This window comes from Enterorhabdus sp. P55 (genome assembly GCF_009911695.1).
Taxonomy (GTDB): Bacteria; Actinomycetota; Coriobacteriia; order Coriobacteriales; family Eggerthellaceae; genus Enterorhabdus.
This window is the reverse complement of sequence record NZ_QWKK01000282.1, coordinates 1-636: the sequence shown is the minus strand read 5'-3', so window position 1 is coordinate 636 and position 636 is coordinate 1. Positions and strand designations below refer to the sequence as shown.

Sequence of the window (636 nt, the reverse complement as noted above, 5' to 3'; positions counted from 1 at the left end):
CGGGCGGGGGAGTAGCCGCCGCCGAGGCGACGCGGCGGGGCTCCGCATCCGACGAGGGTGCGGGAGGCGTCCGCGGGCCGCTGGCGCCGCGGTTGCCGTGGCCCTGGGCGCGGGCGCGGGGGGGCGTTTGGCTTGCGAGGGCGTGGCGTTGCTGGGCCCCGGGGCCGGGCGCGAGGCGGGCGCGAAAACCGGGCTTTTTCTGCGAGAAAAGTCGGCTTTGCATGCCCGATCGCTCGCCTTGGGTGCGCTCCCTCAAGTTCACCGCGGTATTTTTCAGGAGAAACGCCCGCAGAGCCTTCCCTCGGCTCTTCCGGGTGCGTCAGAATCATGCAAACCCGGCTTTTCTCGCAGAAAAAGCCGCTGAAAACTGCCCACAAGAAAGGGAGGAGCCATGGAAGTCGTTCGCGCGAGCAAGGCCGGCGCCTGCTACGGGGTGCAGCGCGCCCTCGACATGGCCGACGAGGTGCTGGCGGCCGGTCACCGCGCCTACACGCTCGGCCCGCTCATCCACAACCCGCAGGTGGTGGCCGATCTGGCCGCCCGCGGTGCCGAGGCCGTGGACACGGTGGCGGAGGTGACCGCCCGCGAGGCGGCGGCGGCCGCAGGCGCGCCCGCGGCCGCGGCGACGCCCGGGCG

1 pseudogene is annotated in these 636 nt (G+C 73.0%); it reads left to right on the top strand.

What is annotated here, in order from left to right:
* Positions 1–391 precede the first annotated feature (391 nt).
* Positions 392–636: pseudogene (locus tag D1643_RS11290) on the top strand (hypothetical protein); the annotation flags it as partial.